General features: G+C 30.9%; 28 protein-coding genes and 2 pseudogenes. 3 read left to right on the top strand and 27 right to left on the bottom strand.

The window, feature by feature from the left end:
* The 12 genes from K354_RS0107995 to K354_RS0107940 all read right to left on the bottom strand — a co-directional run bounded on the left by K354_RS0107995 (position 1) and on the right by K354_RS0107940 (position 10,805).
* The gene (locus K354_RS0107995; RefSeq protein ID WP_024954983.1) at positions 1-537 is read right to left on the bottom strand and encodes a 50S ribosomal protein L25/general stress protein Ctc; all 537 of its coding nucleotides are present in this window, start codon (positions 535-537) and stop codon (positions 1-3) included.
* Between the two features lie 74 nt (positions 538-611).
* On the bottom strand, positions 612-1,790 hold the full coding sequence (locus K354_RS0107990) for a type IV pilus twitching motility protein PilT (protein WP_024954982.1): 1,179 nt from the start codon (positions 1,788-1,790) through the stop codon (positions 612-614).
* A 45-nt stretch (positions 1,791-1,835) separates the two neighbouring features.
* On the bottom strand, positions 1,836-2,819 hold the full coding sequence (locus tag K354_RS0107985; RefSeq protein WP_024954981.1) for a transaldolase: 984 nt from the start codon (positions 2,817-2,819) through the stop codon (positions 1,836-1,838).
* Positions 2,819-3,439, bottom strand: coding sequence for a phosphoserine phosphatase SerB (gene serB, locus K354_RS0107980; protein WP_024954980.1), 621 nt, complete (start codon positions 3,437-3,439; stop codon positions 2,819-2,821). The genes K354_RS0107985 and serB overlap by 1 nt, the downstream gene beginning before the upstream one ends.
* A 109-nt stretch (positions 3,440-3,548) precedes the next feature.
* Entirely contained in the window at positions 3,549-4,043 is a 495-nt protein-coding gene (locus K354_RS0107975; protein WP_037940476.1) for a chemotaxis protein CheW, read from the bottom strand.
* A 4-nt stretch (positions 4,044-4,047) separates the two neighbouring features.
* Positions 4,048-6,369, bottom strand: coding sequence for a hybrid sensor histidine kinase/response regulator (locus tag K354_RS0107970; RefSeq protein ID WP_024954978.1), 2,322 nt, complete (start codon positions 6,367-6,369; stop codon positions 4,048-4,050).
* A 9-nt stretch (positions 6,370-6,378) separates the two neighbouring features.
* Positions 6,379-7,329, bottom strand: coding sequence for a chemotaxis protein (locus K354_RS0107965; RefSeq protein WP_024954977.1), 951 nt, complete (start codon positions 7,327-7,329; stop codon positions 6,379-6,381).
* Positions 7,322-8,053 carry a UDP-2,3-diacylglucosamine diphosphatase gene (locus tag K354_RS0107960; RefSeq protein ID WP_024954976.1) on the bottom strand — a complete coding sequence of 244 codons (732 nt, stop codon included), beginning with the start codon at positions 8,051-8,053 and terminating at the stop codon, positions 7,322-7,324. The genes K354_RS0107965 and K354_RS0107960 overlap by 8 nt, the downstream gene beginning before the upstream one ends.
* Entirely contained in the window at positions 8,043-9,050 is a 1,008-nt protein-coding gene (gene argC, locus K354_RS0107955; protein WP_024954975.1) for an N-acetyl-gamma-glutamyl-phosphate reductase, read from the bottom strand. The genes K354_RS0107960 and argC overlap by 11 nt, the downstream gene beginning before the upstream one ends.
* A gap of 3 nt (positions 9,051-9,053) precedes the next feature.
* A complete protein-coding gene (gene greA, locus K354_RS0107950; RefSeq protein ID WP_024954974.1) occupies positions 9,054-9,545 on the bottom strand; it encodes a transcription elongation factor GreA in 492 nt (163 codons plus the stop codon).
* A gap of 28 nt (positions 9,546-9,573) precedes the next feature.
* Positions 9,574-10,611, bottom strand: coding sequence for a lipid-A-disaccharide synthase (lpxB, locus tag K354_RS0107945; protein WP_024954973.1), 1,038 nt, complete (start codon positions 10,609-10,611; stop codon positions 9,574-9,576).
* 14 nt (positions 10,612-10,625) lie between these two features.
* The gene (locus K354_RS0107940) at positions 10,626-10,805 is read right to left on the bottom strand and encodes a hypothetical protein (protein WP_169733425.1); all 180 of its coding nucleotides are present in this window, start codon (positions 10,803-10,805) and stop codon (positions 10,626-10,628) included.
* 184 nt (positions 10,806-10,989) lie between these two features.
* Between K354_RS0107940 and surE the strand changes: the two genes are divergently transcribed.
* The gene (surE, locus tag K354_RS0107935; RefSeq protein WP_024954971.1) at positions 10,990-11,778 is read left to right on the top strand and encodes a 5'/3'-nucleotidase SurE; all 789 of its coding nucleotides are present in this window, start codon (positions 10,990-10,992) and stop codon (positions 11,776-11,778) included.
* Positions 11,771-12,412: a tRNA threonylcarbamoyladenosine dehydratase gene (locus tag K354_RS0107930; protein ID WP_024954970.1), complete on the top strand. Its 642-nt coding sequence runs from the start codon at positions 11,771-11,773 to the stop codon at positions 12,410-12,412. Before surE ends, K354_RS0107930 begins: the two co-directional genes overlap by 8 nt.
* On the opposite strand, the gene K354_RS0107925 is transcribed toward K354_RS0107930, so the two are convergent.
* The 15 genes and pseudogenes from K354_RS0107925 to K354_RS0107855 all read right to left on the bottom strand — a co-directional run bounded on the left by K354_RS0107925 (position 12,390) and on the right by K354_RS0107855 (position 25,111).
* Positions 12,390-12,848 carry a hypothetical protein gene (locus K354_RS0107925; protein WP_024954969.1) on the bottom strand — a complete coding sequence of 153 codons (459 nt, stop codon included), beginning with the start codon at positions 12,846-12,848 and terminating at the stop codon, positions 12,390-12,392. The genes K354_RS0107930 and K354_RS0107925 overlap by 23 nt on opposite strands.
* 14 nt (positions 12,849-12,862) lie before the next feature.
* Positions 12,863-13,306 carry a Sua5/YciO/YrdC/YwlC family protein gene (locus K354_RS0107920; RefSeq protein ID WP_024954968.1) on the bottom strand — a complete coding sequence of 148 codons (444 nt, stop codon included), beginning with the start codon at positions 13,304-13,306 and terminating at the stop codon, positions 12,863-12,865.
* A gap of 1 nt (position 13,307) precedes the next feature.
* Complete coding sequence (gene carB, locus K354_RS0107915) at positions 13,308-16,565, bottom strand: carbamoyl-phosphate synthase large subunit (RefSeq protein ID WP_024954967.1); 3,258 nt, start codon at positions 16,563-16,565, stop codon at positions 13,308-13,310.
* A 56-nt stretch (positions 16,566-16,621) separates the two neighbouring features.
* Positions 16,622-17,368, bottom strand: coding sequence for a rod shape-determining protein MreC (mreC, locus tag K354_RS0107910; protein WP_024954966.1), 747 nt, complete (start codon positions 17,366-17,368; stop codon positions 16,622-16,624).
* Positions 17,361-18,395, bottom strand: a complete 1,035-nt coding sequence (locus K354_RS0107905; protein WP_024954965.1) for a rod shape-determining protein — start codon at positions 18,393-18,395, stop codon at positions 17,361-17,363. Before K354_RS0107905 ends, mreC begins: the two co-directional genes overlap by 8 nt.
* Before the next feature lie 13 nt (positions 18,396-18,408).
* Positions 18,409-19,638: an ATP-dependent Clp protease ATP-binding subunit ClpX gene (gene clpX / locus K354_RS0107900; RefSeq protein ID WP_024954964.1), complete on the bottom strand. Its 1,230-nt coding sequence runs from the start codon at positions 19,636-19,638 to the stop codon at positions 18,409-18,411.
* On the bottom strand, positions 19,631-20,422 hold the full coding sequence (gene lpxA / locus K354_RS0107895) for an acyl-ACP--UDP-N-acetylglucosamine O-acyltransferase (protein ID WP_024954963.1): 792 nt from the start codon (positions 20,420-20,422) through the stop codon (positions 19,631-19,633). Before lpxA ends, clpX begins: the two co-directional genes overlap by 8 nt.
* A 9-nt stretch (positions 20,423-20,431) precedes the next feature.
* Positions 20,432-20,881: a 3-hydroxyacyl-ACP dehydratase FabZ gene (gene fabZ, locus K354_RS0107890; RefSeq protein ID WP_024954962.1), complete on the bottom strand. Its 450-nt coding sequence runs from the start codon at positions 20,879-20,881 to the stop codon at positions 20,432-20,434.
* Between the two features lie 39 nt (positions 20,882-20,920).
* Positions 20,921-22,009 (bottom strand): epoxyqueuosine reductase QueH, encoded by a 1,089-nt coding sequence (locus K354_RS0107885; protein ID WP_024954961.1) that lies wholly within the window; start codon positions 22,007-22,009, stop codon positions 20,921-20,923.
* Positions 22,010-22,193: 184 nt separating this feature from the next.
* On the bottom strand, positions 22,194-22,823 hold the full coding sequence (locus K354_RS0107880; protein WP_024954960.1) for an NAD(P)H-dependent oxidoreductase: 630 nt from the start codon (positions 22,821-22,823) through the stop codon (positions 22,194-22,196).
* Between the two features lie 125 nt (positions 22,824-22,948).
* Positions 22,949-23,203, bottom strand: a pseudogene (locus tag K354_RS0107875) (oxidoreductase); the annotation flags it as partial.
* Positions 23,204-23,212: 9 nt separating this feature from the next.
* Positions 23,213-23,413: pseudogene (locus K354_RS15245) on the bottom strand (putative quinol monooxygenase); the annotation flags it as partial.
* Positions 23,414-23,437: 24 nt separating this feature from the next.
* Positions 23,438-23,734 carry a putative quinol monooxygenase gene (locus K354_RS15240; protein WP_024954958.1) on the bottom strand — a complete coding sequence of 99 codons (297 nt, stop codon included), beginning with the start codon at positions 23,732-23,734 and terminating at the stop codon, positions 23,438-23,440.
* 20 nt (positions 23,735-23,754) lie between these two features.
* Positions 23,755-24,504, bottom strand: a complete 750-nt coding sequence (locus K354_RS0107860) for a nitroreductase family protein (RefSeq protein ID WP_024954957.1) — start codon at positions 24,502-24,504, stop codon at positions 23,755-23,757.
* A 16-nt stretch (positions 24,505-24,520) separates the two neighbouring features.
* The gene (locus K354_RS0107855; protein ID WP_024954956.1) at positions 24,521-25,111 is read right to left on the bottom strand and encodes an NAD(P)H-dependent oxidoreductase; all 591 of its coding nucleotides are present in this window, start codon (positions 25,109-25,111) and stop codon (positions 24,521-24,523) included.
* Between the two features lie 124 nt (positions 25,112-25,235).
* On the opposite strand from K354_RS0107855, the gene K354_RS0107850 reads away from it, so the two are divergent.
* Positions 25,236-25,604 carry a winged helix-turn-helix transcriptional regulator gene (locus K354_RS0107850; protein ID WP_024954955.1) on the top strand — a complete coding sequence of 123 codons (369 nt, stop codon included), beginning with the start codon at positions 25,236-25,238 and terminating at the stop codon, positions 25,602-25,604.
* Positions 25,605-25,615: the final 11 nt, after the last annotated feature.

Below are 25,615 nucleotides of genomic sequence, written 5' to 3'. Positions count from 1 at the left end.
TTACTTAGCTTTTATAACTCCAGTAACAGCAACTCTATCTTCTTCCATGATTTGTACGTTTGCAGGTACTTCAATATCACGAATTAAAATTGCATTACCCACATCTAAATCACTTACATCTAGAGTAAAACTATCTGGTAAGTTCTCACCTGTACATTTAACAGTAAGACGTTTTTTAGAATTAATTAAAATACCTTTATTTTTTAAACCTATTGGAGTTCCAACAGTTTTAACTGGAACTAAGTACTTAGAAAGTACTCCATCAAGTGCTACACGTAAATCTACATGTAAAAGTGTACTGTTTATAGGCTCTTTTTGATACTCTTGTACAACTACTTTATACTCAGTACCACCAACTTTAACTGGGAAAGCCAAAGAAGTTTTGTTTTTAACTGCTCTTACGAAATCGTTTGTTTTAAACGCTGCATGTATATTTTCAATACCTTTTCCGTAAATGTTAGCAATTAGAAAACCATCTCTTCTCAATGCTTTAGTAGCTTTTTTGTCGATACTCTCTCTAATAATACCTTCTAACATTTCTGTCCTTTTTAAAAATTAAGGTGCAAATTATATATAAAATATACTAAATACTAGATTAAACACAAGTATTTTTATTGTTTTAACCCTAATATATCTTTATCTTCTTCTATATAACTTTTTTCTCTTCCTGTACTCATATTTTTCTCTGCTTCATAAAAATCTAATGCCATAAGTAAATCATTTCTACTAGTTGCTGCATTTAATGCTGATTCTCTTGAAATCTTACCACTTGCATAAAGATCTAAGAGAGCTTGATCAAATGTTTGTGATTTATAAACATCTTTTCCTTCTTTTAAAGCATCAGGTACTTCTGTATCACGACCTTCTAAAATTAAAGTTTCTATTCTTGAATTTTTCACTAAAATTTCAACAGCAGCAATTCTTCCACCATCTACAGTTCCTACTAGTCTTTGAGAAACTACTCCTTGTAAAACAGAAGCTAAAGACATTTTAATTCTATTTTGCTCATTTCCAGGAAACATCCCAATAATACGTCCTATTGTCTCTTTTGCATCAACAGTATGTAAAGTTGAAAGAACTAAATGGCCTGTCTCAGCAGCATGCATTGCTGTTTCAATAGTTTCTAAATCCCTCATTTCACCCACTAAAATTACATCAGGATCTTCACGCAAAGCCGCTCTTAACGAATCCCCAAAACTAATAGCATCTTGTCCCACTGCTCTTTGATTTACTATACTTTTTGCATCTTTATACACAAATTCTACAGGATCTTCAATGGTAATAATATGTTTTTTTTGGTTAAGGTTAATATTATTAATTAATGAAGCTAAAGTCGTCGTTTTACCACTTCCTGTTGGTCCTGTCACTAAAACTAATCCTCTGGATATATTACAAAAATTATTTAATACACTTGGTAAGTTAAGTGACTCTACTGTAGGCATAGTCGTAGGAATCGTACGAAAAACACCAGAAACACCATCTACTTGAAAAAATAGATTAACACGAAATCTATACTCATTATTTAATTTAAAAGTAAAATCAAGATTTTTCCTTTCTACTAACTCAGGAAATCTACCCCGTAGAAGCTCTTTTGCAAGAGTAAGACCATCTTCATGAGATAGAATTTCTTTCGATAATGATACTATTTCACCATTTATTCTACCTCTTATATTCGTTCCACTTTTTATATGAAGATCACTGCCATTATATTCAACTAACTTACTCAAATAAAACTTAAGCCTTTTTGTCATTTCAAAGGTGAGAGAATCTACATCAACTGTTACTGGCATATCTATATTCCTTTCTAAAAAGTAGGGTTTTAACTTTTATTTAAACTATAATTCATCAAGAATTTGTTTAAAAGCATCTTTAAATGACACTAGTCCATCATGAAGAAGTTCACTATAAACTTTTTCCATATCTACACCATTTTTTTCTAAGTTATTAAAAAACTCTTCATATTCTTTATTTGGAATAATTTCTTCTATTTCATTCGATTGAATAAAAGCTTTTATTGTATCAAGTGGTGCTGTATTAACTGAATTTTTAAATAAAAGCTCTTTTATATAATAATCTACTTCTAAAGCATCACTTTTTACACCTGTACTTGCAAAAAGAGTTCTTATGTTTGGCATGTTATAATCTTCTATAAGATGATATATTTGTGTTGCATTGTAAATTCCTACTTTTGCTGTTTGCATACCTAAATCTTTAAGAGTAGAATCAAGTTTACCATCAAATCTACTTACAAAAACACTAATTACACCTTGTGGTAATTTTACACCACTTTCATATTTATCCGTTGCTCTTTTAAAAGCTTCAACACAATTTTTTGCTTGATCAGGAGAGAAAATAAGTGTAGCATTTACATGTATACCGTCACTCATTAGTACTTCCATAGCTTCATAACCAGCTTTGGTTGCAGGAACTTTTATCATTACGTTATTTTTACCGATAGCTTTGTAAAGTCTTTTACCTTCTTCTATAGTTGCCTTGGCATCATCACAAAGAAAAGGGTCTACTTCAATACTAATAAAACCATCATTATCTTTTTCATATAAATGAGCCATCGATGCAGCAGCTCTTTTAATATCTTCTATAGCCAATTTTTCATATATACTTTTTGCATTATCTGTTTTTAGTCTCGCTCTATCTTCTTGATATGCAGGAGAAGTCAAAAATGCAGATTTAAAAATAGCAGGATTACTTGTTGCTCCATTTACTACATTATTGTTTATAAGGTCTTTGAATTCACCATCTAAAAAATTTCTCTCAACAAAATCACACCAAAGTGAAAAATTAATATCTTTTCTACACATTAAATTAACTCCAATAATTTTCTCATATCTTTTTCGTCTATTATAGCATTTGCCTCTTTTTTCAAAATATCTTTTGCACAAAATGCTACTTTCAAATTAGCATGAGCAAACATTGAACGATCATTCGCCCCATCTCCAACGGCAATAGTATCAGCTTTACTGACTCCTAAAAACTTTTGAAGTCTTTGCATCATATCACCTTTTGAAAAATCAAACATCATGTCACCACCAACTAATCCTGTTAGCTTGCCATCCTTTACATGTAAAACATTTGAAAAATCAATATCATAGCCTAAAATATCTTTTGCATAGCCAGTCGCATTTCTAAAGCCTCCACTAAAAACAACTACTTTATAGCCTTTAGCTTTAAGTCCAGCTATTGCTTCTTTTGCACCATTCATATAAGGTAAGCTTTTACACACTTCCTCAACTACATTTGCGTCAAGCCCTTTTAAGAGTTTCACTCTTGTTGTAAGACTCTCAAAAAAATCTAGTTTTCCTTGCATTGCAAGTTCTGTTATTTGTGAAACCTCTTTTTCAACACCCATTTTAGAAGCAAAAAAATCTATTGTTTCGCCATCCATAAGTGTTGAATCAAAATCAAATACACATAATTTCATGAAATTCCTATCTGTTGATTATTAAACTTTTTCAAAAGTATACAATATTATGTCAAAAAGTTTATTATATTTAGAAAGAAGAAGGCTGGTTTAAAACCAGCCTTTGAGATTAAAAATCTCTTTTTAAAAGAGCCTCTACTTTTAGTATAGTAAGCATACTATCTTCACGTTTACCAATTCCGTAAATCATCCCTTTCTCACTAGAAACAGTCTCTGGAGCTGGGTCAATTCTATTTCTTTTAATCCTAATAGCTTCAGTCAATCTATCAATAACGAAACCTGCAGTATTACCTTCACCTTTCATTACTATATATCTAGTATCGCCTGTATTATTTACAGGTGGAAGATTAAATCTTCTTCTTAAGTCAATTAAAGGAATAACACTACCTCTAATATTAAAAACTCCTAGAACATACTCAGGAACACTTGGAACCCTTGTAAACTCTATAGGTTTTATAATTTCAACAATATTTAAAATTGGTATAGCGTACTCTTCTTCTCCTACTACAAAACCAACTAATTGGATAATATCCTCATCGGCTTTATCAGGTCCATCTATCTGCTTTTGTTGTTTTTGAAATATCTGATTTAATTTATCTGACATAATATCACTCCGCTATTAGATTCGTATTTTTACGTACCACATTCTCTAGGTACTCTGGCGAATAAGGCTTAGTAATGTACTCTGTCATACCTGATTCTACACCTCTTAATCTATCGGCTTTAGAAGTTCTAGAAGTGACCGCAATTAAAGGTAACTTTTTATATCTAGAGTATTTTCTAATTTCTGTAGCCAATGTATATCCATCCATTCTTGGCATCTCAATATCAATAAGTATTACATCAATATCATGTTCACCTGATTTTAACATCGTTAAAGCTTCTTGACCATTTGATGCTTCTATTGTTTTAAGACCTATTGGCTCCATAGATTTTTTCATAATAGTTCTATCCATTTTACTATCATCTACAACAAGAACTGTGTAATCTTCTGGACTTGTTTTCTTTTTCGCTTTAGATTGCATACTTTCACGAATATTTACTTTCAAGCCTTTTGCCATTTCCATGAGTGAAGCAATATCAACAATAAGAGTTACACCACCATCACCACGAATAGTAGCCCCAGCAATTCCATCAATACCTTGGAGATAATCACCCATTGACTTAATAACAGTTTCTTCTTGTCCAACTAAAGTATCTACAATAATACCAAGTTTTGATTCAGCCAAACCAATAACAACTACATATGTATGCTCACCTGGTTCATATACTTGTTTAACACCAAATATATCAGAAAGTCTTACTAAAGAAAGTACTTCATCACGTAAACGAAGAACATTTCTTCCTTCAACTGTATAAATTTCATCTAAAGAGATTCTCACTGTTTCTGAAACCGAAGCTAATGGAATAGCATAAAACTCTTCTTGTGCGCCAACTAAAAGAGCTTGAATAATTGCAAGAGTAAGAGGTATCTTCATTTTAATGACTGTACCTTTTCCAATTTCACTATCTATCTCGATAATTCCATTTAATTTTTCTATGTTGGTTTTAACAACATCCATACCAACACCACGGCCTGAAACATTAGTAACTTTTGCAGCCATTGAAAATGCTGGTTTGAAAATAAGAGCAAAGGCTTCCCTATCACTCATAGAATCAGCTTCTTGTTCACTAATCATACCACGCTCAATTGCTTTTGAACGAAGTAAATCAGCATCTAGTCCTTTACCATCATCAGTAATTTCAATAACAATAGAATTACCTTCATTATAAGCTTTAAGCTCAATTAAACCTGTTTTATTTTTACCTAATGCTTCTCTTGTATCCCCATCTTCTACACCATGGTCACATGAATTTCTAATAATATGAACTAAAGGATCACCAATTTCTTCAACAATTGATTTATCAAGCTCAGTCTCTTCACCAGATATTTTAAGTTCAATTCCTTTTCCAAGTTCACGAGACAAATCACGAACCATTCTTGGAAATTTATTAAAAACTTTTGCAATTGGTAACATTCTTGTTTTCATAACAGCTATTTGTAAATCTGTTGTAACAAGTGAAATCGCAGAAACTACTTGATTTAACTCTTCTAAGAATTTTTCACCCTCATATCTCTCTTCAACATCATCATATATCTTAAGTAATCTATTTTTCCCAAGCACTAATTCCCCTATAAGGTTCATTAAGTGATCAAGTCTATTTACTTCTACTCTAATTGTTTGCTCTAATGTTGAAGCTTGTTTTTTTGCAGGTGGAGTAGGTGCTGCAGCAGTAGGTGCAGCAACAGTACTATCTGCTTTAGCAGGAGCTTCTTGATGAACTTCTTTTTTTATAGCTTTTTTCTTTTTTGTTTCTTCTCTTTTTTCATTGAGAAGTCTTTCTATTTCAGCTTCTACTTCATCATCACTCATACTAGAATAATCTTCAGTATCAGAACTTTCAGAGGCTTCTTCTACCTCAGGTTCTGGTGTAGTATCTACTTCAGGCTCTGATTTTTCTACTACTTCTGATTTCGTCGCTTCTTCAGGTATCTCTTTTCCTTCACTAACTGCTTCTAAGCGAGCAATAATATCATCTAATTGCATCCCTATAGCTGTATCATTACCATTATCACGTATACAATGAAGTAAAGTTTTCATCATATCGATTGATTCTAATACCACATCCATAACATCTTCAGTGATTTTTAATTCACCTTTTCTTGCTTTATTTAAGACATCTTCCATATGATGTGTAAGTTTTGTTAAAACATCAAAACTTAAAAATGAAGAAGAACCTTTGACAGTATGAGCCACTCTAAATATACTATTGAGTAACTCTAAATCTTCAGGATTACTCTCTAACTCTACTAAATCTTGATCAAGCTGTTCAATAAGTTCAAACGCTTCGATCAAAAAATCTTCTAAAATTTCTTGAATATCATCCATCGTTCTTCCTTACTCAGCTATTTTAACGTGTGATTTTATTACTTTAGAAATCTCTTTGTAAAAAATCGCCGCATCAAATTTTGTTAAATAGGCTTCACCGCCCGCCTCTTTTCCTCTTAACTCACTAAAATGATCACTAATAGAAGAATTAAAGACAATAGGAATATCAACAAATCTCTCATCTTCTTTAATATTTGCAGCAAAATGGAAACCGTCCATCTTAGGCATTTCAACATCTGAAATGATAATTTTTAGCTCTTTAGATAAGTCTTTACCATAAGCATCATACATTTCATTGAGTTTTTGAACACCTTCTATTCCATCTTTAGCTTCAATTACACGTAAACCCATTCTCATTAAAGCATCATGAACTAATTTTCTAGCAGTCAAACTATCATCTAATATAAGAGCTGTTCCTGATATCTTATCAATGACTTGGTTATCAGCTTCAACATTAGGTTGATAAATTCCCAACTCTTGAACAACACTTTCAAGATCTAAAATAAGAAGAACTTCATCATTTTCTATCCTTGTAACACCTGTTATCTGAGACTTGTCAAGTGACCCCATACCAGAGACAAAAGATGCTGGTTCGATATCATTCCAACTTATTCTTCTGATTCTTTTTGCTTCGTGAACTATAAAACCTATGAGGATATCACTAAACTCAGTAATAACTACTCTAGGTTTTAAGTTTTCCGCTGCTGGTTCATTTATTTTCATCCATTTAGCTAAATTTACCACAGGAATAACTACACCACGAAGATCAAAAATACCTTCTATATATGGAGGAACACCAGGAAGTTCTGTCAATTTAGGAATTTTGATTATTTCCCTAACTTTTGCTACATTTACTCCATATATACCTTCATACACATTTCCATCTTCTTCTTTAAGAATACGAAAATCAACCAACTCCATTTCATTGGAGCCTACTTTTAAAACATCATCATCAAACATTGCAGCCCCTTAGCGCAAATTTTTCGTCATAAGAACATTCTACAATAAAATAACTTTGCTTACACGCAAAGGATGGCAAATTGATATAATTAATATCATTTCTTTTAAATTTATAATTTTGATGATAATGCCCTTCTAAAATATAACTATTTTTCAAAGCTTTATAATGAAAAAGTTTTGCAGATATAATATCTTCAAAATTTTCTATTTTTTTACATAAGTGTTTTTTTAATTGAGCATTTTCTATGTTCTTTGATATTGTATTGTTTGTCATCATATCAATCATATTTAAAACTTTTAAAACTCCATTTGAGCGTATGAGTTTAGTATATATTTTATGAATAAGATCACCATACTTATCCCCATGTGAGAGATAAACTACTGTACCATCTTCTAGTAATGCTTTTGTTGGCTGATTTTCTATAGGAATTACTTTTACATTTTTAAAAAGAGTGGATAAAGAGAAGTCATGATTACCTTCATAATAAATGACTTCAATACTGCAAGATATTTTTTCAATAAGCTCTATATATTTTTTATACTTACTAACACCATAATTTACTTTGCCTACAAGCAAATCAAACATATCACCCATTAAAAAAAGTTGACTTGCTTGTATTTTTTTACTATCTATTTGTTTTAAAAAATTATAAAAATCCTCGTTATTTTCATCTTCATGTGCATCTGCTATAAATATAGCTCCATTATTTATTTTAAGGCACATAAGCAAAAATTGGAATTCCTAAGTTTTCTTCATACCCACACATAATATTTGCATTTACTACGGCTCCTGATGAAGAACCTTTGAGTAAATTATCTATACTAGAAGATATGAACAAAGATGTACCATTTTGAGCTACAAATATATCACAAAAATTTGTCCCTGCAGTTGATTTTAAATCAACAGGAGTTTCTCTAATCCTTATAAATTGTTCATTTTTATAAAACTCTTTTAAAATAGAATTTGCATCAATATCTGAACTTAGTTTTAAATATATGCTTACAAGTTCTCCTCTTGTAATAGGTATAAGATGCGGTACAAAATTTACTTCAAAATCTTTACATGTAAGGAGCTTTAACTTCTCTTGTATTTCAGGAGAATGCCTATGTTTCAAAGGATTATATGCAAACATATTTTCATTTATATTTACAAATTGTGTTATTTCATTGACTTTTTTTCCAGCTCCACTTAAACCGCTTTTAGCATCTATGAAAATAGGACTATTTTCATCTATATACTGAGCAAATGGTAAAAGTCCTAATAGTGTTGCTGTTGGATAACAACCAGGATTTGCAACTAAAGAAGTTTTAGATATCTCTTCTCTATACATTTCAGGTAAGCCATAAACTGCCTTTGGTAAATTTTCTTTATCTTCATGTTCACAATAAAACTCTTCATAAGTATCTAGTTCTAATCTATAATCAGCCGATAAATCTACAATTTTTACACCCAAATTTAAAAGATCTTTCGCAAAACCCATAGAAGCTTTATGAGGCAATGCTAAAAAAGCTAAATCTGTGACTTTTGCAATCTCTTTTGCGTTACTTTTTTTTACATCAAATTCTACTATGTTTGTTAAACTTGGATGTAAGTCAGTTAAGCTTTCACCGCCTTTACTAGTTCCTATATAAGTTATTTCAAACTTTGGATGAGCATGTAAAATCTTTACTAACTCTAAACCGGTATATCCACTCGCTCCAATAATGGCTACTTTTATCATTTTCTACTCTTTAAAATCTATTTTTTTATATGCAACTTCAAGTATTTCATACTCAACTTTTCCACTAGGCAATGCAATTACAACTTCATCACCCTCTTCTTTTCCCATAAGTCCACGTGCTAATGGTGTATGAAAAGAAATAAGCCCCACATCTGGATTACTCTCTGTTTTTCCTACTATTGTGTAAACAGCTTTTTCTTCAGTTACTAAGTTTTCTAATTCTACTGTTGAGCCAAATCTTACTTTATCGTGAGCATAAGAAGATGGATCAACTAACTGAGAATTTACTAAAAGATCACTAAGTTCAGCTATTCTTGATTCTATAAATCTCAACTTTTCTCTTGCCGCATGGTATTCTGCATTTTCTTTTAAATCCCCATGGCTTCTTGCTATATCAATCTCTTCAACAGTTTCAGGTCTTTGTACTTTTTTTAAATCATTTAGTTCATTTTTTAGCTTTGAATGCCCAAACTGGGTCATTGGTTCTTTTGTCATTACTACTCCAAATCACATTTTGTTCTTATTATATCTTAATTAGCTTTATCATCTCATTTGCACTACCATGCTTTAAAATTCTATGCAATTTTAAAGAGTTCTCATAAAAAAGTTTTCTATCCATATGTACGTATTCATCCATCAAATTTTCTACAGTAACCTTCTCTTGTAAAAGTTCTACATGTAAAGGATCATACCCTTCAAAATCAAAAATAATATTGGCTAAACCTACATGTTTTAGTTTTACAAACATCCTAGCAATAAATGCATCAAATGCTTTTGCCTTATAGGCTAAAACTAAAGGAACTCCAATCAATGAAGCTTCTAGTGTAGCTGTTCCTGAACACACAAATGCAAATTCACTTTTTAAAAAAGTTTTGTACGTATCACGAGAGATATCAAACTCTCTAATGTCTCCGTATATTTCTTTTATCTCTTGAGAATTAAAATGTGGTGGGATTACTAATATATTGTTTTTATTTATCTTTTTTGCCACCTCTTTATAAATAGGCATAAGCTTTTTTATTTCACTTTTTCTACTTCCTGGAAGATATGCGATATATCCTGTCGCTTCATATTTTTCTTTACATGTAGCAATTTCATCTAAAAGAGGATGTCCTACATACTTAGCTCGGTTATAAAACTGCTGTTCAAATGGAAGTATTGAAGCCAAAACATCACAATACTTTTCAACTTTTGCTACTCGTTTTTCTTTCCAAGCCCAAACTTGGGGAAGAATATAATAGATAATTTTTACATTTGGATTGATTTTTTTTATAGCTTTTGCCAAAGGAAGATTAAAAGCAGGAGAATCTATAAGTATAACTGTATCCACTAATAAACTAAGCTGAGCCATCTTTTCAATAGTTTTTTTAGCCAATCTTATTTTAGGAATAGCATCTACAAAACCCATGATAGAAAATGCTCGACTAGGAAGTAGTGGTTTGCCAAATTTTTCATCAAAAATACCTAATAATTCACAATTTCCTATTGCTTTTATTATAGGCTCCATATGTAAATTAGCTGATGGTTCAAGAGCAGAAACAAGAAGTTTTACAGGACTCAAAAGTACTCCTAATATTATAGTCCCAATAGTTTACTAAAAAATCCTTTATCTTCTTCTTTTTCAACTTTTCTCTCATCAATAAAATGAGGGTCAGGTTTCAATAGTTCTTTATTAAAAGGCGTTTCTTCTTTTTTTTCATACTTTTTGTACTTATGAACATTTATCTGTCTTCTATTTATTGGTGATTGCATCATACACATAATGTTCTCCTTTTATCTTAAATTTTACTTTCCTTATATGTATAGTATCGTCATACTGTGTAGTTAGTGTTTATAATTAGGTATAATTCCCTAAAAATAAATAATAAATTCTTCGCAAAGCAAAAGCTTTAGTGAGAGAAATTTAACTTTGGACTTGTTCAAAGTTAAAGGAGAAATAATGAAAAGAATATTAGTAACAAATGATGATGGTTTTGAGTCAGAAGGACTAAAAGCTTTAGTTGAAGCACTGCGGCCTTTAGGGCAAGTAACCGTAGTAGCACCAACTACTGAAAAATCTGCTTGTGGACATTCACTTACACTCACTCGTCCTCTACGCTTTGTTGAAATTGACGATGATTTTTTTAAACTCGATGATGGAACACCAAGTGATTGTATTTATCTTTCTAAATATGCTCTTTTTGAAGAAGATAAAATGCCGGATTTAGTTGTGAGTGGTATAAACAATGGCTCAAATATGGGTGAAGATATAACATACAGTGGAACAGCAAGTGCTGCAATGGAAGCGGTACTTCAAGGAATCCCAGCTATTGCTATCTCTCAAGTTTATAAAAATGGACCTGCTTCTATTAAAACATATGGTTATACTCTGGCACAAAAATATGCACATGATATAGCTAAAAAAATTCTTGATGGTGGATTTCCATTACAAGAAAGAAGGTTTTTAAATATCAATATTCCTCCTATAAAAGAAGAAGATTGTAAAGGTGTTAAAATAACCCATGCAGGATATAAAATGTATGGCAATGACGCGCATCTTCATAGAAATCCTAGAGGAGAAGAGTACTACTGGATAGGAACTCATGTATTAGAATGGAAAGAGAGTAAAATGAAAAGTTGTGATTTGAGTGCTATTGAACAAAACTATGTATCAATCACTCCAATAAAACTTGACATGAGCTCTTATGATGATATAAATACTTTAAATGAATGGATAGAAAATGGATGATAGATTTAGCAGGTCTAGACTGCTTTTTCAAGATGATTTTGAAAAATTACAAAAAGCAAAAATTTTACTCTTAGGTGTTGGTGGTGTTGGTGGCTTTTGCTTAGATGCTCTTTATAGAGCTGGAATTGGTTCTATTACAATCATTGATTTTGATACTTTCGAAATTACAAATCAAAACCGCCAGCTAGGAAGTGAAGCTATTGGCATGATAAAAGTTGAAAGAATGAAAGAGCTTTATGCGGGAATTGAAGGGTTTGATTTAAAAATCACACCACAATGGGTTGAAGAGTTTGATTTTGAACCTTTTGATTTAGTTATTGATGCGATTGATGATATGCCTGCAAAAGTAGCTATTGCTCAAAAAGTTTCCCATAAACTTATAAGTTCTATGGGAGGTGCTAAGAAAATGGACCCAACAAAAATAGAAATAACCAATATTTGGAAAACTCATGGTGATGGACTTGCTAAAAAATTTCGTTATGAATTAAAAAAAGTTGGTTTTAAAAAGAAGTTCGATGTTGTATTCTCACCTGAGCTTCCAAATTGCCAAGGATTGGGAAGCTTTGTAGGAGTTACAGGAAGTTTTGGGCTTACTCTGTCTTCTTTAGCTATTAGAAAATTGTTAAATTCTTAACTTCATCTTTTTTAAGTTTAACCGTTTTTGCTAACTCTTTTCTGTAAATATAAATATTTTTTCTTCCTATATAAAGGGTATCACCACTAAATGTAGTAGAACCAAGTTTAAGACGTTGGTTCTCTTGCATAAAAATACTCTGACCAAAACTTTTTCCAATAGGCTCATAAAGTGTTGAAGCAAAAAGAAGAATAACAACTACATATACTTTCATAAATAACTTAGAAAATTTACTATACATAAGTAAATAACCTACTACAAGAGATACTGGAACTAAAATATAAAAATTTTGATTATCAAAAAATATAACATTAAAATATTCATCTATCTTATATAAATCAAAATAATTAAGTTTTAAACCGATAAAATAAAGAAAATCCAAAATACTAATAAATATAAAACCCATAAACAAAGAATTCAATAAACGGTTCATCATTTTAATTTCTCCTTTTATCGTAACTTTTTTAATTTTTTATTGTTAAATTTTATAATACTTGAAGGTTTACCTTCAAAAAAACCTCTTTTATCTTCAACTATTATATCAGCTTTTTTCTTGGCATAAGACTCATCAAAATTTTTCTTTGTTAAATTTGCAGAAGATGAATAAGCCCATTGAAGTTGTTTTAAAAACTTTAAATGTTCAGAATCTTTAACAAGTCGAATAGCTTGATTATTTGGATAAATAAATGTTATTTTTTGTGAACGTCTAATCTTGTTTTTAAATTTTTTAGGAACTCTAGAAAATTTCTTTAATGTACTAAGAGAATCTACACATCTTATGAAAGGCTGTTTTTTGTCTCTTTCTTTTGAATCTGACAACTTCTCAGCATCTTGAGATAAAAAACCCACAGTAGTCTCTGTTTGAACAAGATAAACTAACTGTGGATTTAACATTTTATTGCAAGTAATCCTGAAGAGCTTTAGGCTCTAATGCACTACCATCTTCTATATTTTTAATAGACTCTACTGCTGCACTTGCAGCTGCAATAGTTGTAAAATAAGGAATATTAAATCTTAAAACAGACTGGCGTATTTTTTTAGCATCATCTTTACTTGATTTTGCATCACTTGTATTAATCACTAAATCTACGTCACCATTTTTTAATTTATCTTCTATGTTTGGTCGACCTTCACTAATTTTATGAACAAATTGTGAATTAACTCCTGCCATAACAAGAGCATTATGAGTTCCACCAGTTGCTAAAATTGTAAAACCAAGTTTTTCAAAACCAGCACCAATATCTTTTGCGTATGCTTTATCAATATCAGTCAAGGAGATAAATACTGTTCCTTTACTTGGTATCATATTTGATGATGCAATTTGTGCTTTTGCAAATGAAGTAGCAAATGAGTCACTTATGCCCATAACTTCACCTGTTGATTTCATCTCAGGCCCTAAAATTAAATCTGCACCAGCTAGCTTACTAAATGGGAAAACTGCCTCTTTGACTGAAACATGTCCTTTTAATTTAGGTTTTAATAAACCATCAACTTCTTCAACAACATTATATTTATCATAAAAACTTAGCGCTTCTTTCAAATCACCTTGGTACATAACACGAGTAGCAACTTTTGCCAAAGGAATACCTGTAGCTTTAGATACAAATGGTACTGTTCTACTTGCTCTTGGATTAACTTCAATCATATAAACATCATCATCATAAATTGCATATTGAATATTCATAAGACCAACAACTCCAAGATTAAGTGCTATTTTTTTTGTTTGTTCTTCTACTTTTTTTATTATTCTATCACTTAAACTAATTGCTGGCAATGAACAAGCGCTATCCCCACTATGGATTCCTGCTTCTTCTATATGCTGCATAATTCCGCCGATATAAACATCTGTTCCATCACAAACAGCATCTACATCAAGCTCAATAGCACGATCTAAAAATTGATCAAGTAATACTGGAGAATTATGAGAAACACTTACTGCTTCTGTCATATATTGTTTTAATTCTTCTTCATTATATACAGTTCTCATAGCTCTTCCACCAAGAACATAAGAAGGACGTACAAGAACAGGATACCCTATCTCTTGTGCATATTTTATTGCTTCTTCTTGGCTCGTTGCTGTTGCATTATTTGGTTGTTTTATGTCATTGTCTCTTAAAAATTTAGAAAATTTTTCTCTATCTTCAGCTTCATCAATTACACGTGCTGTAGTTCCTATAATTTTTCCACCAATTACTGTTAATCTTTTAGCAATTTTTAGAGGAGTTTGTCCTCCAAAGTGAACAATAATGCCATCTGGATTTTCTCTCTCAACCACACTTCTTACATGTTCAAAATCAATTGGTTCAAAATAAAGAATATCACTTGTATCATAATCAGTTGAAACTGTTTCAGGATTACAGTTATACATAATAGTTGTAACTCCTAAATCACGAAGTGCATAAGAAGCATGAACACAACAGTAATCAAACTCAATACCTTGCCCAATTCTATTTGGTCCGCCACCTATAATCATTACTTTTTTCTTATTATCAGCTTTTTCCTCAACTTTTGGTAATTTCGTTATATTTGTTGTTGAATAAAGATAAGGTGTTAAAGCTTTAAATTCTGCTGCACAAGTATCTACTTCATTGTATTCCAAATTTATTCCAAGTTTTGTACGTGCTGTATATATATCATTTTGTGTTAATTCTAAATTATCGTATTTGTTAATTAACCAAGCAATTTTTTTATCAGAGAAACCATAACTTTTTGCTTTTCTTAAAAGTTTTTCATCATTAAGAGCAAACATATCTAACTTTTTCTCTAAATCTAATATATCTTTAAATTGATTTAAATACCACTTATCAATTTTACATAACTCATAAATTTCATCGACACTTATACCACGACCAAGTGCTTCCATCACACAAAGCATTCTTATCTCATTTGGACGACGAATCTCTTTTTTGAGTGTATCCATATCATAAGTAATTTCATCAAATCCACTTAGTCCAGTTTCAAGCGAACAAAGTGCTTTTTGAAAAGATTCTTTAAAAGTTCTACCAATTGCCATAACTTCACCAACACTTTTCATAGAAGTAGTTAAAGTAGAATCAGCAACAGGGAATTTTTCAAATGTAAAACGAGGAATCTTTGTTACTATATAATCAATAACAGGCTCAAAACTAGCTGCTGTTCCTGTAATGTCATTTGTAATTTCATCTAAAGTAAAACCAACTGCTAAAAGAGTTGCTACTTTTGCAATAGGATAACCTGTCGCTTTTGAAGCAAGTGCTGATGAGCGAGAAACACGAGGATTCATCTCAATTACTGTCATACGTCCTGTTTTTGGATCAACAGAAAATTGCACATTACTCCCACCTGTATCAACACCAATTTCACGTAAAATTGCAAAAGATGCATTTCTCATCTTTTGATACTCTTTATCTGTAAGAGTTAAAGCAGGAGCCATAGTTATACTATCTCCAGTATGAACACCCATTGGATCAAAGTTTTCAATAGAACATACAATAATACAGTTATCAGCATTATCTCTGATTACTTCCATCTCGTACTCTTTCCAACCAAGAAGAGACTCTTCAATCAAAATTTCTGTAATAGGACTAATTTCTAATCCTGTTGCAGCAAGTTCTTTAAATTCATCAATATTATATGCAACACCACTACCACCACCAGCAAGTGTATATGAAGCTCTAATGATGAGAGGGAAACCTATCTCTTCAGCAGCACTTAAAGCTTCATCCATATTATATGCATATCTACTTATAGGTAAATCCATACCAATTTTTATCATTGCTTCTTTAAAGGCTTGTCTATCTTCACCTTTTTTAATAGCTTCAGGATTTGCTCCTAAAAATTTTATACCTTCTAACATGCCTTTTTCATACATACTCATAGCTGCATTAAGTGCTGTTTGTCCACCCATAGTAGGCAAAATTGCATCTACATTTTCTTTTTTTATAATCTTTGCTATTATCTCTTCATTAATTGGTTCTATATATGTTCTATCTGCAAACTCAGGATCAGTCATAATAGTAGCTGGATTGGAATTTACCAATACAACTCTATAACCTAACTCTTTAAGAGTCTTTGTTGCTTGTGTTCCAGAGTAATCAAACTCACATGCTTGTCCTATAACAATAGGTCCTGAACCTATTAACAAAATTGTTTTTATATCATTACGTTTTGGCATTATAATCTTCCTTTAGAATTCAATTCAATCCCTCATAATTGGTTCTGAATTCAATCCTAATTTTTTTCTATTATATGATAATAAGAGGGAACATTTATTTTTGTATACGGTTCAATAATAGCTGTTTTTGAAAGTTCTTCTTTTATAACTTTTTTTACAACTCCAACTCGAACCCCACCAAAAAAGATACCATCTAAACCACTTGTAACTACTTCATCTCCAACTTTAGGATTCATCCATAGTGGGATATACTTTACTTGTACTTCCGATTTTTTTCCCTTAATCACTCCAGGAATTTTTTTATCCCCTACAAAAACAGAAAATATAGATTTTGGATCTCCTAGTAATAAAGCCATAGGATTTCCATCTTTTTCTACCACTATTCCTGCACTATTACCTTTATCTAAAAGGCCATATATTCTTGAAGCATTAAAGTCTTTGTAATCAATCCAGACTTTATAATAATCATTCAAATTTGAATATGCAACTGAGCGAACCAATTTTACTTTTGGTTCATACTCTGGAACATTATTCTTTTTTAAAACATCATTCAGCTTTGAGGCAAAAGCACTCAAAAGTTCTGCTGAATTTTTTAATTTCTTGTTTTCTTCTCTTAAAGTTACTATTTCTTTTTGTTGAGCAAAATGTTCATCTACAGTTTGCTCAATACTATTTTTTATATCTAAATACGTTGCAATGACAAGATTAGTATTTTTTAAAAAAATCCCTCTCAAATCACTCCCATATTCTAAAGACAATAGAACAAATATAGCTATAAATACAAGAAATTTAATTTTATTCATTTGATAATTGTTGCAATAATCCTATCTCATCTAACGCTTTTCCTGTTCCTTTTGCAACAGCTAACAATGGCTCATCCGCTACAAATACTGGTAATTTAACAATATCAGCTAAATATTTATCAAACCCTCTAATTAAAGCTCCACCACCAGTTAATACAACACCATTTTCAACTATATCACCAGCAAGATCAGGAGGCATTACTTCTAAAACATCTTTAAGTGCATCGGCAATCTCTTTAAGTGGTTCTTTTGTTGCATCTCTTACATCTTCACTAGTAAGCTCAATTCTACTTAATAGTCCACTTACCTGATCACGACCTTTTACCATCATAGATAATGGTTCATCCTGAACTACCGCTGTTCCTATCTCTATTTTAATCTCTTCACCAGTTCTCTCACCAATTAAAAGATTATATTTTCTTTTTACATAATCAACAATTGCAAGATCAATCTTATCTCCAGCTGTTCTAATTGATTTTGATATAACAAGCCCACCAAGTGAAACTACACCAATTTCTGTTGTACCACCACCAATATCAACAACTAAACTTCCTTTTGGATCACGAATAGGAAGATCAGCTCCAATAGCAGCAGCCATAGGTTCTTCAATCAAAAATACTTCTCTAGCCCCTGCACTCATAGCAGATTCTCTTACTGCTTTTCTTTCAACTTGAGTAAGTCCGTAAGGTACACAAATAATAATACGAGGTCTTAAAAAACTTTTTCTCTTATGTGCTTTTTCAATAAAATAACGGATCATTTTTTCAGTCATATCAAAATCAGCAATAACCCCATCTCTCATAGGGCGAATTGCTTCTATGTTGCCTGGTGTTTTACCAACCATGTTTTTAGCTTCTCTACCAACAGCTAAAATCTTTTGTCTACCGTACTTATCTCTTTGAACTGCTACTACAGAAGGTTCATTGATGATAATACCTTTCCCTCTAAGCAAAACTAATGTATTTGCTGTCCCGAGATCTATACTCATATCACTAGAGAAAAAACCAATTAATTGATCAAGAATCATTCGCTATACCTTTTTATGCGCTTTTTTTATTTTTTTTAATATATAAAGGTTTTTCACCTTTTACAACAACATCTTTTGTTACCATTACTTCATAACCATCAAGTTCTGGAAGTTCATACATAACATCTGTCATAATTTCTTCCATGATAGTTCTCAAACCTCTTGCCCCAGTTTTTCTTTTTATTGCTAAAATAGCTACTTCTTCTAAAGCTTCTGGCTCAAAATTTAATTCAACATTATCTATAGCAAAAAGTTTTTTATACTGTTTAAATATTGCATTGTGTGGTTCAGTTAAAATCTGTACCATTTCATCTTTTGTAATTTCACCTAAAGTAGCTAATACATGTAAACGACCAATAAGCTCAGGAATCAATCCATAATGAACTAAATCATCAGGTTCAATAGCTTCTAAAAGTTTTACATCATCACTTTTTGCTCTTTTTTCTTGATCAAAACCAAGTACATTTTTACCAACTCTTCTTTTAACTATCTCTTCAAGACCATCAAATGCACCACCACAAATAAATAAGATATTTGAAGTATCAATTTGCAAAAATTCTTGATTTGGATGTTTTCTTCCACCTTTTGGTGGAATATTAACAACACTACCTTCGATAATTTTTAGAAGTGCTTGTTGTACCCCTTCACCACTCACATCTCTAGTAATAGAACGGTTCTCACTCATTCTTGCTACTTTATCAACTTCATCTATAAAAACGATACCTTGTTCTGCTCGTTTTACATCACCATCTGCTGCTTGAAGCAATCTTGTTAAAATATTTTCAACATCTTCTCCAACGTACCCAGCTTCTGTAAGACTCGTTGCATCACTAATTGCAATAGGAACATCTAAAAATCTTGCCATTGTTTGAGCCATAAGTGTTTTACCACTTCCAGTTGGTCCAATTAATAAGATATTTGATTTAGATATTTCTGTATCATCTTCAACACTACTTTGTCTAAAAATTCTCTTATAATGATTATATACCCCAACAGAAAAAACTTTTTTTGCTCTTTCTTGTCCTATAACATACTTATCTAGCATATTTTTTAACTCTTTTGGTGCTAAAAGTTCTTGCTCTAAAAGTTCAGTCTCTTCATTATCTTCTTCTCTTATATCACCAAAAAATATTTTATGTGCTGAAATTACACAGTGTTCACATATAAAAACACCTTCTCCAGCTATCAATCTTGTATCGGCTCCTTCCCTAGAACCACAAAAACTACACTCACGATTAACCATTATTTTTCCTCTCATACGGTATACCACGCGAAGTTTCTACTATGAAACTACACATTTGCAATACTTTTTCATTTTTTTCATTTTTCAAAAGTTCATTTGCCATATCTTTTATTGGCATATTACTTCTAAAAAGTTCTCTGTATGCACCTTGTAATGCTCTTATATCTTCTTTTTTAAATCTTCTTTTCAGGCCAACTGCATTTAGCCCTTTTACTACAGCTCTATTTCCTTCAGCTAAACAAAAAGGAGGAATATCTTGGCTTATAGCACTCGCTCCACCTATCATACAGCCCTCACCGATCTTTACAAACTGATGAATAGGAGTCATACCACCAATAACAGTAAAACTTCCAATATGCACATGCCCAGCAAGTGTTGCATTATTTGCCATTGTCACATTGTTACCAACTTGACAATCATGTGCAATATGCGAATAAATCATGATAAAACAATCATCTCCAATGGAAGTTATCCCTCCACCTTTTTTTGTACCAGCATTTACTGTTACAAATTCACGAATAGTACAATTTTTACCTATAATAACTTTAACGTCATCTTCGGCTTTATAGCCTGTATCTTGTGGTGGTGTACCAATAATAGCATATGGAAATACCTTTGTATTTTCCTCTATAGTCGTATTACCATAGATTCCTGCTCCTTGCATTATTTCAACACCTGCTTTTAAATTAGCATTACTTGAAATATACGCAAATGCCCCAATTGTTACATTATCTGCTATTTTTGCACCATCTTCTACAACTGCACTTGTATGAATATTTGACATATTATTTATCTACTTATCCACTATCATTGCTTTGAGTTCTGCTTGACAAACTAATTTATCATCAACATAAGCTTTTCCATCTAAAACCCAGATATTTCCTTTATGTTTAATAACACTTAGTTTATATACTAACTTATCACCTGGAGTTACAGGTGAGCGAAATTTACATTTATCAATACTCATAAAATAAACTACTTTGTTTGAAGTATCATCTTGTTCTTCTTGACTTACACTTTTAAATGCTAATACTCCACCAGCTTGTGCCATACCTTCAACAATCATAACACCTGGATAAATCGGATGCCCAGGAAAATGTCCTTGAAATATATGTTCACCAATTGATACATTTTTATAACCTTCAACAGATTCTCCAGCTTTTAGATCTGTAATTCGATCAAGGAGTAAAAATGGAAAACGGTGGGGTAAAATCTTCTGAATCTCGACAACATCTATATTCAAATTAAAGCCTTTTAATTATTTTAATAAAATCTTATTATTCTATCTAACTTTTACTAAATTTTCCCTAATATCTATATATGTTTTAGATTTTATTAAAATTTCAAACTTTTGCTTTTCTATAGTATCTAATATAATTATTGGATTTAGACTCATCATATCACTCAATAACAACTCTTTTCTTACTCTTATTTCTTCTTCTACTAAAGGTGGTTTTTTCATCAATGCTGCTACATTAATATAGCTTGTTTCTAGTATACTATTAAATTTTTTTATGCTTAAAAATATTATCTCTTCACGGTTAAAATAAGCTATTTCATCTTCAATATATTCTATTTTTCCTCTTGTAAATTCTCTTGTAAGTGTTGAGTAAAAAAGTATATAACTTGGAACTATCTCAGATTTTCCTTTACGCACATATGCTTGAAGTAACCGATAATTTAAAAACTTTTCTCTTTTTAATCTAAATTTTTCTCCTTTTTCTTCACAATCAATCACTTTTTTATATAATTTAATTCGCTCTTGTATTGATGAAGGTAAAATTTGAGAAGTTATAGGAGAACTTAATTCATCTTTTAATCTATCTTGATTTTCTCTTTGCACTTCTAAAGCAAACAAACAACCACAATAATTTTGATGATATAACATATCTTTTTTTGCTAAAGCAAACTGTTCACTTGTGCCACCATCTTTTCTAAAATCAGGAGTCTCTACATGTAAAGGGTATTTTTGTTCTATTTTTTTAGCATTTTGACTTAATTGTTCTATCGATTTTTTAGGGCTTGTTAGTAACGTTGTTGTTATCTCATTAATCCCAATTTCTAGTGCTTTTATCGCTGTTTGTTCTAACCTGTTATCAAAACAGACTGAACACCGTTTTCCCTTTTCTGGTTCACTTTCTAAACCTCTGACTGCTTGCATCCAACCTTCATAATCATACTCACCTTCAATAAGTTTTATACCCAATTTTTTACAACTTCTTTGTACATCTAAAAGACGTAATTGGTATTCTGAATATGGGTGAATATTAGGGTCGTAAAAAAAACCTATCAACTCTTTTTGTGGATAAAGTTTTTGAAGTTTTTGCAAAAAAAAGTGACTATCTACTGAACAACATATATGAACTAACATTGAAATTGACCTTTTACACTAAAAAATTAGTATTTGTAATTTTACTTTTAACGAGGTATTTTTTAATATTTAGATCATTTATTTTTTCTTTTTCGCTATTATAAAAATTACTCATTTCGAACTTAAATAATAGCGAAAAAATACAATAAAATATATATTACGTAGATATCATCTAATAAAATTATTACTCAATAAATTCAACGATATCTTCAAATTTTTCTCTTAATTGTGTTGATTGCTCGTTAATTCTATATCCAAAAGGAAGGACACAAACTAACTGAAATTTTGAGGTATCAAGCTCTAATACTTTTTCAACACCGTCTTTATCATACCCTTCAATCGGACAAGAATCTATTCCTTTTATAGCTCCTGCAGTCATCATATTACCTAGAGCAATATATGATTGTCTAGCCGTCCAAGAATAAATATTTTTATCACTGCTCAAAGTATCTTTTAAATGTTCTGCATACAATCCCAAATAAAAATCTAATTTTTCTTTAGGCATTTCACGTCTAGCAAATCTTTTTTCAGGTATACCACTTTCAGGTTTTACCCCTTCAATACCAGCTAAAACAATAACAAGATGTGAACAAGTAGTAATTTGAGGCTGATCCCAACAAAAAGGTTTTAGTTTTGTTTTTAACTCTTCATTTGTAATAACTAAAAACTTCCAAGCTTCCATACCGAATGAACTTGGCGATTTTCTTCCAGCTTCGAGTATAAATTTCATATCCTCATCACTGATTTTTTTAGTTTCATCAAAAATCTTACAAGCATGTCTAAAGTCCATAGCTTCTGAAAACGTTTTTTCCATATTTTTTCCTTTTAAATTAATTTATAACATCATAAAAATGTTAGTCTATCTCAAGTTTTTTAACAAAAATCTAACAAAATACAAAATTATATAAATGCTCTTGTATAAGATGAATTTATAAATTCCTTTTTATGCGCTTCTATTTGAGTATCATTCCAAAGACCTAAATCATTAGCAGAGATTCGCCCTCTTGGCTCAATAGCAGTTGCTTCAACAATAATCAATCCAACTCCCCCAATAGCTCTTGCTAAATAATGTCCTTTATGAAAAGTTTTTAATTCACCACTCTTATCACTTTTATACATACACATGGGAGGCATAACAACTCTATTTTTTAATTTTAAATTTTCTATTTTTCCTTCTTTAAATAAAAGACTCATCTTTTCCCTTTAAATTGTTACAAAAGAAACATCATCACTTTTTATAAATTGGACATTAAATGTTTCATCAACTACGCACTCTCTTAACTTTGGCACATATTTTTTTACATGCTCAGTTTTAAGATGCAAATCAAGTAACTCTTGTGAACTCCATCTTTCAATGGTAATAAAAGTATCACCATCAATAAAAGATTCATATTGCTCACAACCTTTTTCATTTTCTGAAAAATCATATTACAAATCTATTTTTTCTAATTTTTGAACAGACATGTTTTCTAGTTTATTTTCTAACTTAGCTATAAAATCTAAAAAATAATCTTTTTTCTCATGTACCCCCAACAACTCTTCATTTTCCCAAATCTCAATAAATGTAAAACTATTTTCACAACCTATTTCTTTATGTAATTCATATTGTACAACACCATCATCATATGTATGAGTATTCTTATGAAGTTTTACTAACTGGGCATAAACTTCGTCTCTAAATTCACTTTTTATTTTTATACTTGCAACTATTACTATATTTTTCATTCTACTTCCTTTTAATTTTTTTAATCTTTAAATACAAAACCTTGTTTTGTATAATTTTCTTTAATCTTTCTAAAATAGATGTTTTTATAATAGTTTGCTGTTTGCTCACAATATGATTGCAAATAGTCCATATTATTATCAACTCTAAATTTTTTCATCTGTTTTTCATATAATAGAACACCATCTTTTACTTTTTTGTCATCATATTTATCTTCAAAAGCAAAACTCTCAATAGGAACTCTAGGTTTAAGTGGCGCCTCTTTTGCTTCTTTCGTAGATACTCCAATAGTAGTTCCAACGATTGGAAATGTTTTTGGTGGAAGTCCTAATAAATCAATCATAGCAGCTGGTTCATTTCTTACTGCTCCAATCGCAGTTGTTCCATATCCAAGTGATTCAGCTGATATTTGGATAGCATTTAACATAATTCCAGCATCAACTGCGCCTACAAGTATACCTTCAGCTGATTTATCTATCTGGTGTTTTTCTCCAGTTTGTTCAACTGCAAAAATAGTTCTATTGAAATCTACACAAATAGCTATAAAAACATCAGCTGTTGCAACTTGTTGTTGTCCAGCACAAAATTCCGCAATTTGTTTTATTTTTTCTTTATCTCTAGTATAAACTAAAGAAATTTGTTGTCCATTGATAGAAGTTGGACATCTTTGGGCCGTTTTTATAATAAGTTCAAGGTCTTCTTTACTTACACTCTCACCAGTAAATTGTCTTATTGATTTTCTACTACTTAATTGTTTTATAATTTCATTCATCATTAACTCCAATATTTTATAAAAAGTTTTTAGATAAAACTTTTTCAAACTTATCTAACTCTTCATCTAAATTTAAATCACCTTTAAATATATCATGCACAGAATAAGTCTCTAATTGTTGCGCTCCACAAAACTGAAATGTTTTATGTACTGCATAGTTTGCTTCATCTAATGATAAACCTTCAAAAAAGCCATCTTTATTATCAAATTCGCTAGTTGGACAATTGTAGGTTAGGCTAAGCATATATTTTTTATCAGTCATTAATCCACCGCTACCGTATCTTTTACTAGCATTTTCTCTACTTCTTCCATCACTTGCATATGTAACTTTCCCAGCACCTGCTGAAAAGATTTCATCAACATATTTTTTTGCTTTCCATGGTAAAGTCATCCAATATACAGGATATTGAAACAAAATATAATCAGCCCAAGCAAACTTATCTACTTCTTCATTTATCTCATACTCTTTGTCTACTACACTATGTTTTACTTCGAAACCATTTTTAAGAAAAAAATCATTTGCTCTATTTATATAACTTTGTGTTAACTCACCTTTTGCTACTTCATCATAATATTGATGACCATTTAATATTAATACTTTTTTCATTTATTCTCCTTGAGTTTATCTAAAAATTATATATAAATAAACTTAATTTACTCTTACTTTCTTTTAGGTAAGTAATAGAATTTTATTTACTTTATGTTATAATAAAAGTAGAAAAAGGATTTACATGTATTTGGTTAATGAAAAAGAATATAACTGTTCAGTTGCAGTTACACTTGACATATTTAATGACAGATGGAAACTTAGTATCATTTGGCATCTACTTAATGGTGATATGCGATTTAAAGATTTACATGAAACCGTAAATGAAATAACTCAAAAAACTTTAACGGTAAAATTAAAAGAATTGGAAGAAAAAAAGATTATTCATAGAGAAGTTTACGCTGAAGTACCCCCTAAAGTAGTCTATAGTTTAACATGTAGCGGAAAAAAATTAAAACCCGTACTACAAGAAATGTATAAATGGGGAATTGATTATGTGCAAGAATGTGGGAAGATAACCAACGATCATGTTTGTAAAAGTTCAATTTTATAATTACAATAAAT

The organism is Sulfurospirillum arcachonense DSM 9755, from assembly GCF_000597725.1.
Lineage (GTDB): Bacteria > Campylobacterota > Campylobacteria > Campylobacterales > Sulfurospirillaceae > Sulfurospirillum_A > Sulfurospirillum_A arcachonense.
The sequence above is the reverse complement of the archived record's forward strand: the minus strand, read 5'-3'. Positions and strand labels throughout refer to the sequence as shown.

Excerpts from the sequence above, each read along its gene's own strand:
- K354_RS0107995 (WP_024954983.1), bottom strand. The coding sequence starts at position 537 with ATGTTAGAAGGTATTATTAGAGAGAGTATCGACAAAAAAGCTACTAAA.
- K354_RS0107990 (WP_024954982.1), bottom strand. The coding sequence starts at position 1,790 with ATGCCAGTAACAGTTGATGTAGATTCTCTCACCTTTGAAATGACAAAA.
- K354_RS0107985 (WP_024954981.1), bottom strand. The coding sequence starts at position 2,819 with ATGTGTAGAAAAGATATTAATTTTTCACTTTGGTGTGATTTTGTTGAG.
- serB (WP_024954980.1), bottom strand. The coding sequence starts at position 3,439 with ATGAAATTATGTGTATTTGATTTTGATTCAACACTTATGGATGGCGAA.
- K354_RS0107975 (WP_037940476.1), bottom strand. The coding sequence starts at position 4,043 with ATGTCAGATAAATTAAATCAGATATTTCAAAAACAACAAAAGCAGATA.
- K354_RS0107970 (WP_024954978.1), bottom strand. The coding sequence starts at position 6,369 with ATGGATGATATTCAAGAAATTTTAGAAGATTTTTTGATCGAAGCGTTT.
- K354_RS0107965 (WP_024954977.1), bottom strand. The coding sequence starts at position 7,329 with ATGTTTGATGATGATGTTTTAAAAGTAGGCTCCAATGAAATGGAGTTG.
- K354_RS0107960 (WP_024954976.1), bottom strand. The coding sequence starts at position 8,053 with ATGTGCCTTAAAATAAATAATGGAGCTATATTTATAGCAGATGCACAT.
- argC (WP_024954975.1), bottom strand. The coding sequence starts at position 9,050 with ATGATAAAAGTAGCCATTATTGGAGCGAGTGGATATACCGGTTTAGAG.
- greA (WP_024954974.1), bottom strand. The coding sequence starts at position 9,545 with ATGACAAAAGAACCAATGACCCAGTTTGGGCATTCAAAGCTAAAAAAT.
- K354_RS0107940 (WP_169733425.1), bottom strand. The coding sequence starts at position 10,805 with ATGATGCAATCACCAATAAATAGAAGACAGATAAATGTTCATAAGTAC.
- surE (WP_024954971.1), top strand. The coding sequence starts at position 10,990 with ATGAAAAGAATATTAGTAACAAATGATGATGGTTTTGAGTCAGAAGGA.
- K354_RS0107930 (WP_024954970.1), top strand. The coding sequence starts at position 11,771 with ATGGATGATAGATTTAGCAGGTCTAGACTGCTTTTTCAAGATGATTTT.
- K354_RS0107925 (WP_024954969.1), bottom strand. The coding sequence starts at position 12,848 with ATGATGAACCGTTTATTGAATTCTTTGTTTATGGGTTTTATATTTATT.
- K354_RS0107920 (WP_024954968.1), bottom strand. The coding sequence starts at position 13,306 with ATGTTAAATCCACAGTTAGTTTATCTTGTTCAAACAGAGACTACTGTG.
- carB (WP_024954967.1), bottom strand. The coding sequence starts at position 16,565 with ATGCCAAAACGTAATGATATAAAAACAATTTTGTTAATAGGTTCAGGA.
- mreC (WP_024954966.1), bottom strand. The coding sequence starts at position 17,368 with ATGAATAAAATTAAATTTCTTGTATTTATAGCTATATTTGTTCTATTG.
- K354_RS0107905 (WP_024954965.1), bottom strand. The coding sequence starts at position 18,395 with ATGATTCTTGATCAATTAATTGGTTTTTTCTCTAGTGATATGAGTATA.
- clpX (WP_024954964.1), bottom strand. The coding sequence starts at position 19,638 with ATGGTTAATCGTGAGTGTAGTTTTTGTGGTTCTAGGGAAGGAGCCGAT.
- lpxA (WP_024954963.1), bottom strand. The coding sequence starts at position 20,422 with ATGTCAAATATTCATACAAGTGCAGTTGTAGAAGATGGTGCAAAAATA.
- K354_RS0107885 (WP_024954961.1), bottom strand. The coding sequence starts at position 22,009 with ATGTTAGTTCATATATGTTGTTCAGTAGATAGTCACTTTTTTTTGCAA.
- K354_RS0107880 (WP_024954960.1), bottom strand. The coding sequence starts at position 22,823 with ATGGAAAAAACGTTTTCAGAAGCTATGGACTTTAGACATGCTTGTAAG.
- K354_RS15240 (WP_024954958.1), bottom strand. The coding sequence starts at position 23,734 with ATGAAAAATATAGTAATAGTTGCAAGTATAAAAATAAAAAGTGAATTT.
- K354_RS0107860 (WP_024954957.1), bottom strand. The coding sequence starts at position 24,504 with ATGAATGAAATTATAAAACAATTAAGTAGTAGAAAATCAATAAGACAA.
- K354_RS0107855 (WP_024954956.1), bottom strand. The coding sequence starts at position 25,111 with ATGAAAAAAGTATTAATATTAAATGGTCATCAATATTATGATGAAGTA.
- K354_RS0107850 (WP_024954955.1), top strand. The coding sequence starts at position 25,236 with ATGTATTTGGTTAATGAAAAAGAATATAACTGTTCAGTTGCAGTTACA.